The 7109-nt window shown below is 74.2% G+C and carries 8 protein-coding genes and 1 tRNA gene; 3 read left to right on the top strand and 6 right to left on the bottom strand.

Features of this window, described 5'->3' with window-relative positions:
* Window positions 1-306: 306 nt before the first annotated feature.
* Window positions 307-867 (top strand): glycosyltransferase, encoded by a 561-nt coding sequence (locus ACH9EU_RS16710; RefSeq protein WP_396415030.1) that lies wholly within the window; start codon window positions 307-309, stop codon window positions 865-867.
* Window positions 868-888: 21 nt separating this feature from the next.
* Here the strand turns inward: ACH9EU_RS16710 and ACH9EU_RS16705 are convergent, their stop codons facing one another.
* The 3 genes from ACH9EU_RS16705 to ACH9EU_RS16695 all read right to left on the bottom strand — a co-directional run bounded on the left by ACH9EU_RS16705 (window position 889) and on the right by ACH9EU_RS16695 (window position 2796).
* Window positions 889-1188: a hypothetical protein gene (locus ACH9EU_RS16705; protein WP_396415029.1), complete on the bottom strand. Its 300-nt coding sequence runs from the start codon at window positions 1186-1188 to the stop codon at window positions 889-891.
* Window positions 1189-1245: 57 nt separating this feature from the next.
* Window positions 1246-1710, bottom strand: a complete 465-nt coding sequence (locus ACH9EU_RS16700) for a hypothetical protein (protein ID WP_396415028.1) — start codon at window positions 1708-1710, stop codon at window positions 1246-1248.
* Between the two features lie 102 nt (window positions 1711-1812).
* On the bottom strand, window positions 1813-2796 hold the full coding sequence (locus ACH9EU_RS16695) for a zinc-binding dehydrogenase (RefSeq protein WP_396415027.1): 984 nt from the start codon (window positions 2794-2796) through the stop codon (window positions 1813-1815).
* A 252-nt stretch (window positions 2797-3048) separates the two neighbouring features.
* On the opposite strand from ACH9EU_RS16695, the gene ACH9EU_RS16690 reads away from it, so the two are divergent.
* Window positions 3049-3136 (top strand) — tRNA-Ser (locus ACH9EU_RS16690).
* A gap of 71 nt (window positions 3137-3207) precedes the next feature.
* Here ACH9EU_RS16690 and ACH9EU_RS16685 read toward each other — a convergent pair.
* Together ACH9EU_RS16685 and ACH9EU_RS16680 are read right to left on the bottom strand one after the other, a co-directional pair.
* Entirely contained in the window at window positions 3208-3510 is a 303-nt protein-coding gene (locus ACH9EU_RS16685; protein ID WP_396415026.1) for a P-II family nitrogen regulator, read from the bottom strand.
* Between the two features lie 16 nt (window positions 3511-3526).
* A complete protein-coding gene (locus tag ACH9EU_RS16680) occupies window positions 3527-4459 on the bottom strand; it encodes a sodium-dependent bicarbonate transport family permease (protein WP_396415025.1) in 933 nt (310 codons plus the stop codon).
* Window positions 4460-4576: 117 nt separating this feature from the next.
* Between ACH9EU_RS16680 and ACH9EU_RS16675 the strand changes: the two genes are divergently transcribed.
* Window positions 4577-4930, top strand: coding sequence for a MarR family transcriptional regulator (locus tag ACH9EU_RS16675; protein ID WP_396415024.1), 354 nt, complete (start codon window positions 4577-4579; stop codon window positions 4928-4930).
* Between the two features lie 101 nt (window positions 4931-5031).
* Here the strand turns inward: ACH9EU_RS16675 and ACH9EU_RS16670 are convergent, their stop codons facing one another.
* Window positions 5032-7068 (bottom strand): FAD/NAD(P)-binding protein, encoded by a 2037-nt coding sequence (locus ACH9EU_RS16670; protein ID WP_396415023.1) that lies wholly within the window; start codon window positions 7066-7068, stop codon window positions 5032-5034.
* Window positions 7069-7109: the final 41 nt, after the last annotated feature.

Genomic DNA, 7109 nt, shown 5'->3' with positions numbered 1-7109 from the left:
GCCGGCCGGCCGGCCGGATCCGTCACAAGTTACTGTACGGAAACCCTCGTCTGCATCGACATCCGCAGAAGAGGGGACACCGCCGGAACTCTCTCCCGGAATCACCCGGAATCCGCTCCGACCGGGGCGAACGTCCCCCTATTTGCGGATGTGAACTGTCGGTCCGCGCTCGTAGACTGCTGTTCGAGACAACTGATCAGGGGGCTCCCGCAGCAATTTCGAGCACCCGGTCGGGGCGCCGGCCCGGCTCCCCGCACCCGGGACCGCAGGCGGGAACCCGAACAGGGCGGGCCGGGAGAGGTCATCATGATCGCCGCGATCATCACCGCACACGACGAGGCGACGCACGTCGAGCACACCGTCGTCGCCCTGCGGCACCAGACCCGCCCGCCGGAGCGCATCGTCGTGATGTCCGACGCCTCCACGGACGGCACGGTCGACGTGGCCCTGCACGCCGGTGCCGAGGTGCTCCTCACGGTCGACGACTGCAACTGCAAGGCCGGTGCGCTGAACCAGGCACTGGCCACCGTCCTCCTGGGCCCCGACGACCTCGTGCTCGTCCTCGACGCGGACGCCGAGCTGCCGGCCGGCTTCCTGGCCCGTGCGCTCACGGTGCTCCGGGACCGGAACGTGGGCGCCGTCGCGGCGCGGCGGACGACCGGCGGCGGCGCCGCACTGATCCGGCGGCGGGCCCTCGACGACGTCCACCACGCCTTCGGTCGCTACTGCGACGAGGGGCCCGTGACGGGCCAGATCCGCCTGGCCCTCGACCTCGAGGCCGTCGGCTGGCGGCTCTCCGCGCCGCTCGACGTCGACGACGAGGTCACCGGTCTGGGCGTCCCGGCCGGCTCCGCACGGGCCGCCTGAGCCCGGAGAGCAGCTCGGCGGTCAGGAACGGCCCGCGACGACCACGGCGACCGCCCCGGCGAGCACGGCCGTGGTCAGGCACCCGATCGGAAGCGGCAGGCAACAGCCGCCCACCGTCACGTTCGTGCCCCTGCGGGTGCGCGTGGTCCAGCCCGGGAACGGGAACAGCCGCGGACCCGTGCGAGGTCCGCCCCGGTGGCCGGGAAGGTCGTAGCCCGGCCCGAAGCGGCCCGGGCCCTGCGCCCCGGGCCTGCCCAGGCGCGAGCCGCGGGCCCAGGACTCGTCGTCGGCCGCCGGGCGGCCCGAACCGGTGGGTGTCATGGCTCCATCAAACCATCAGCAGGCTGTCGGGTCCAGGCCGGGTGCCCGTTGCGCGGCTCAGCCGCGCAGCAGCAGCTCGCGGGCCTGCTCCACGTGCTCCCGCACGGCGTCGGCACGGCGGACCACGGCGTCCAGGCGGTGGGTTCCCGAGTCCTCGCCGGGGCTCATGAACCGCGCCATGGTCAGGGCCTCCGCCGCCTGGGCCATGGCGTTGCCGGCCCGGGAGAGCTCACGGTGGACGTCGTTGAGGTAGCCCCCCGCGGAGGCGGGGATGTCGTGGCTGCCGCTCGGCGCCGTGGCCTGGGCCGCGCTGCACACGGCGCGAACCTCCGGCAGCAGGTCGGCGAGCGCGTTCGCCGTGGGCACCACGGACCGCGCCAGGTCCTTGTCGGGCAGGGACTCGAGAATCTGGTGGAAGCGGTCCAGGCCTCGGCGGAACCGGTCGTGGGCGCGGCGCCACACGCCCAGTCCGAGCTCGGCCTCGTCACGGCGAGCGGCGCGGTAGTCGCGCAGGAATGCCACGGGCGGTCCTTTCAGGAGGGGACGGTCCATCCTACGGCGACCGGCGCACCAGCACGGGCACCGGGCCTCCCACGACCGGCACCGGACCGCCGGCCCCCGGTCTCAGGGAACGAGCAGGACCTTGCCCACGTGGGAGCCGGAGTCGAAGTACTCGTGGGCCCGCGCGACGTCGTCGAGGGAGAACGTGCGGTCGACCAGTGGGACGACGCGACCGGCCGCCACGTGCGGCCAGACGTGCTCGCGCACGGCCGCCATGATCCGCGCCTTCTCGGCCGCGGGCCGGGAGCGCAGGGTCGTGCCGATGACCGCCCCGCGCCGGGCCATGAGCTTGCCGAGATCGAGCTCCCCCTTCGGCCCGCCCTGCAGGCCGATGACCACGATCCGTCCGTTGACGGCCAGGGCGTCCAGGTTGCGGTCCAGGTACGCGCCGCCCACGACGTCGAGGACGATGTCCGCGCCCGCCCCGCCCGTGAGCTCCCGCACGCGCTCCACGAAGTCCTCCTCGCGGTAGTTGACGGTCTCGGCGCCCAGGTCACGGGCGGCGGCGGCCTTCTCGGCGCTGCCGACCGTGGTGAGCACGCGCAGCCCGAGGGCACGGCACATCTGGATGGCGTTGGTGCCGATCCCACCGGTGCCGCCGTGCACCAGCACCGTCTCCCCCTCCCGGGCCGCGGCGGCCATGAAGACGTTCGAGAACGCGGTCGCGCAGACCTCGGGCAGGCCGGCCGCCGCCGTCAGGTCGATCCCGTCGGGGACGGGCAGCACCTGCGCGGCGGGGGCGACGACCTCCTCGGCGTACCCGCCGGAGTCCAGCAGGGCCACGACCTCGTCCCCCACCGCCGGGCCCTCCCCGGCCGGCACGTCGGGGCCGGTCTCGACCACCGTGCCGGAGACCTCCAGGCCGAAGATCTTCGATGCCCCCGGGGGCACGGGGTAGCGACCCAGTCGCTGCATGACGTCGGCGCGGTTGAGGCCGGCGGCGCGCACGCGGATCCGCACCCCGTCGGGCGTCAGCTCGGGAGCGGGGACGTCGGTGACCGCGAGGACCTCCGGGCCGCCGGGAGTCATCTCGAGCACTGCGCGCATGGGTGGGGCCTTCCTGCCGGGGACGGGGTGCACGTCCATTGTGTCCCGCGGCGCGGACCAGGTAAGCCCGGGCGACTCACCGGATCGACGCGCAGGCCTCCGGCGCCCGGACCCGGCTGTCGCGCCGGCCCACGGCGGCCGGCCCCCGGGTACGCGCACGCGCCCACCCGGGAGGGCCCTTGGTGGCGCTCGGCCCTGCGTGGAACAATGGACCGCGCCCTCCGGCGGCCGTCCGCGGCCGCCGGCGCGCGAGGAAGGTTGTCCGAGCGGCCTAAGGAGCCGGTCTTGAAAACCGGTGTGCGGCACCCCCGCACCAAGGGTTCAAATCCCTTACCTTCCGCCCCCGGCCCCCGTGCCGCCGACCGGCGCCACGGGGGCCGCCCCGCCGTTCCGGCCGGGAGCCTGCCGGGCCTAGAACTTCTCGGGCCGCAGCACGTCGACATCGGCGACGAACAGGATCATCGCGTAGTTCGCGTAGTAGTGGTCGCGCAGGTGCGCGGCGATCGACCGGGCGGTGGCCTCGTCGCAGACGACCTCGAGGCGGATGTTCGCGCTCGCCTCCCAGCCGGCGCCGCGCACACCGCGGTGCCCCTTGCCCCGGGCGTCCGTGACCGTGTACCCGTGCGCGCCGAGGCGTTCGACGTCGCGCACGAGAACCCCTTCGATCGCCGCCTCGGTCACGACGGTCAGCAGTTTGCGCGCGTGGATGTCCATGGGTCTCAGCCTCCGGCTAGCCATGCGCCCAGACGGCCATGGCGTGGTAGATGGGAATGCCCAGCAGCACGTTGAAGGGGAATGTTATCCCCAGCGACGCCGACAGGGACAAGGTCGGGTTGGCCTCGGGCACGGAGATCCGCATCGCGGCGGGCACGGCGATGTAGGACGCGCTCGCGGCGAGGGTCGCCAGGACGGCCGTGCCGCCGACGGACAGCCCCAGCAGCCAGCCGGTCCCCGTGCCCACGAGCGCGGAGCACAGGGGCATCCCGACGCCGAAGGCGGCGAGGAACACCCCGTGCCGGCGGAGCCCGCCCACCTGGGCCGCGGTGATCAGCCCCATCTCCAGCAGGAACAGCGCCAGGATGCCCTTGAACAGGTCCACGAACAGCGGCTCGAGGGGAGCCACGCCGTCCGGCCCGGCCGCCCACCCGATGAGCAGGCCGCCGAGCAGCAGCACGATCCCCTTGCCGAGGAAGACCTCGCGGAGCACCGAGTCCCACTTCGTGGCGCGCGTGACCCCGCGCGCCAGGACGATTCCCACGAGGATGGCAGGCACCTCCAGCACGACGAGCAGCAGCGGCATGTGCTCCTCGAAGGGGATCCCGCGGCTGCCGAGCCAGGCCACCGCGACCGCGAAGGTCCCCACGCTCACGGAGCCGTAGTGGGCGGCCACCGAGGCGGCGTCCGCCCGCGGCAGCCGACCGAGGAAGCGGAGCACCGGGAACGCGGCCAGGGCCAGGACCGAGCCCATGACCACGACCGCCAGCATCTGCGGGACCAGCTCGGCCAGCGGCTGCTTGGCGAGCTCGACCCCGCCCTTCAGCCCGATGGCCAGCAGCAGCACGATGGTCACGAACTCGTAGACGGCCGCCGGCAGCCGGAGCTCCGTGCGGAGGAGTCCGGCGGTGATGCCGAGCACGAAGAAGAGGATGACGGGATCGATCACGGTGCTGCGTCCTTCCGGAGGAGTCCTGCGCCACGGGCGCCGAGGACCCGATCAACGACATAGAATACACGATATCAATGTCGTGAATAAGGCAGCGCATGTCGGATATGCTGAGGCATGACCGACTGGACCTTCCTGACCAACCACGCCCACGTCATGGTCTGCGTCGCCCGGGACCCGGGGATGCTGGTGCGCGAGATCGCGACCGAGGTGGGGATCACGGAGCGGGCCACCCAGCGGATCCTGGCCGAGCTGATCGGCGCCGGCTATCTCGAGCGCGACCGCGACGGCCGCCGCAACCGGTACCGGCTCCATCCGGAGCTGCCCCTCCGTCACCCCCTCGAGCGGCACCACCTCCTGGGCGAACTGCTCAGCGCTCTCGGCAGCCCCCCGCCCGGCCCCGGCGGATCCGGCCCCGGCGGCTCCGACCCGGGCAGCTCCGACCCGACGGGAGCGACGGACAGCTCCTGACGGGGACGGCGCCGCCCCGCCGGGAGCGCCGAATGGGCACGCCCGGCCCGACCGCCCCGAGCCCGACCGCCCCGAGCCCTACCGCGCGGACCCGCCGTCGGTCACGGCGCCGGCCGCTGGCCGCCTCCGGGGCGGCCTGCCACCGGGGCGGGCTCCAGGACCGCCCGCGCGACGCGGTCGGCGTCGGCCAGCGTCCGGCCGCCGAGCTCGGCCGGGGCGCCGGCCTCGGCCGCGATGGCCACGCCCCACTGCACCGACGACAGCTGCAGCCCCAGCACCAGCACGCCGGGCTCCACGGCCCCGTCGACCCGCACGATCCGGTGCGGCGGGCGGGTGACGTCCAGCCCCGTGCCGGGCACGGTGGCGACGCCGTCCCGGGTCTCGAAGGACCTGACCCGCACGAGGCCCTCCCGGTGCATCGAGGACAGCAGCGGGGAGATGTTGCGCCGGACATCGTTGGGCGGGGACATGGCCTCCACGAGGTGCTCGGCGTGGAACGGCTCGTCCTTGACCCACGGGGAGCCGGCCACGAACCGGCCCTCCTCCTCGTCCACCAGGAACTGCGGGTCCGGACCCAGGAAGCGCACCACGCCGGCCCGGGCGAGCGCCGCGAGCTGCTGGGTGCGCAGCACCGGCGGCCCCGAGGCGAGGCCCTCGACGAAGGGCTCGAAGGTGCGGCGCAACTCGTCGTTCCAGGAGGGGTCGCTGATCCCGAGGTCGGCGAGCACGGCCTTGAGCACGGACCGCGCGGCGTTGAGCGAGGCGATCGCCATCTGCAGCGGGTCGTCCTCCCCGGCCAGGGCGCCGTGCACGTCCCGGTCCAGGTGGTGGACGACGGCGGCCGCGTACTCGTCGTGGGAGCCGAAGCCGATGCCCTCGAAGGGACGGGCCAGACGGACCGCGTTGACGTGCCGGCCCGGCACCACGGCGGAGGCGATGAGCCGCTCGGCCCGGGACGTCCACGGCCCCTCGGGGTGGTCGTCCCCGCTGCTCAGCACGGCGTCGAACGCCTCGAGGAACGCGTGCGGGTCGGTCTCGAAGGCGTCCGGGGCGGTCCGGGCCAGCGCCCGGTAGTAGTTCCACTGGGCGTCCTTGCGGATCAGCGGGTAGAGGTCCGCCTCGAAGGACAGCGGACCCGGCGCCCGCGCCGCGACCGCCCGCACGGCGTCGAGGGTGAAGAACCGGGTCTCGAGGGAGGACGCGTAGTAGCCCTCCAGCACGGCCTTGGACCGGTACGGGACCCCGCGGCGGGAGCCGGCGACGATCACGGGCTCCCGGCCGGAGGGATGGTACACGTAGCGCTCGCCGGCCTGGGTGTAGATCCCCCCGCGCCCCTCGGTGAGCTGGGCGAGGACGTCGCAGAAGTTCAGCCCCATGCCGCGCACCAGCACGGTCTCGCCGGCGGGCAGGTCGTCCCAGTGCACGTCGGCGGGGACGGCGGGTGGCCAGTAGGTCAGCCCGAACTCCGCGGCGCCGTCCACGAGCTCGCGCTGGTCCGGGCGCAGGTCGGCGTCGAGGTGGCCGAGCGCGAGGACCACGGCGTCGGCCGGAAGGTTCTGCCCACCGCTGATCTCGACGTCGTAGCGGTGCCTGGCCTGCTCCCGCACGTGCACGCCCACGGCCTCGGCGCGGTGGACGCTGAGCTGGACCGAGGGCGGCAGGGCGCCCGAGAGCGTGCGGAAGACCCAGTCGAGGTAGACGCCGTACATCCGGCGGGTCGGATAGGACTGGGGCGTCATCCGGGTCAGGTGGGCCGCGTCGTCGGGGTCCAGGGCGATCTCACCGGCCACGACCGACAGCCGCCAGCGCTCGAAGCTCATGTTCCGCAGCGGCTCGAGCGGGTCGACGGGCAGCACCCCGTCGTCCGCGACGACGGTCGGGAACACCGAGGGGGTGTTCATGAGGTACAGCGGGGACTGGTCGGTCCGCCACACGTGCCCGGGACCGGGCGGGAACGGGTCGACGACGTCGACGCGCACGCGGGCGCCGGAGGCGGCCGACCGGGCGGCGAGCCGCTCCACGACCGACAGCCCGCGCGGGCCCGCCCCGATCACCGTGACGCGCCGCTCGGCGGCCGCCCGGCCCGTGTCGCTCGTGCCCGTGCTGCTGCCGGTGCTGCTCCTGCCCGATGCGTCCATGACCCCCAGGGTATCGACCCGCGGCGCCGGGAGACGGGCGG

It is taken from the genome of Kocuria rhizosphaerae (assembly GCF_044462265.1).
GTDB classification, from domain to species: domain Bacteria; phylum Actinomycetota; class Actinomycetes; order Actinomycetales; family Micrococcaceae; genus Kocuria; species Kocuria rhizosphaerae.
The sequence above is the reverse complement of the archived record's forward strand: the minus strand, read 5'-3'. Positions and strand labels throughout refer to the sequence as shown.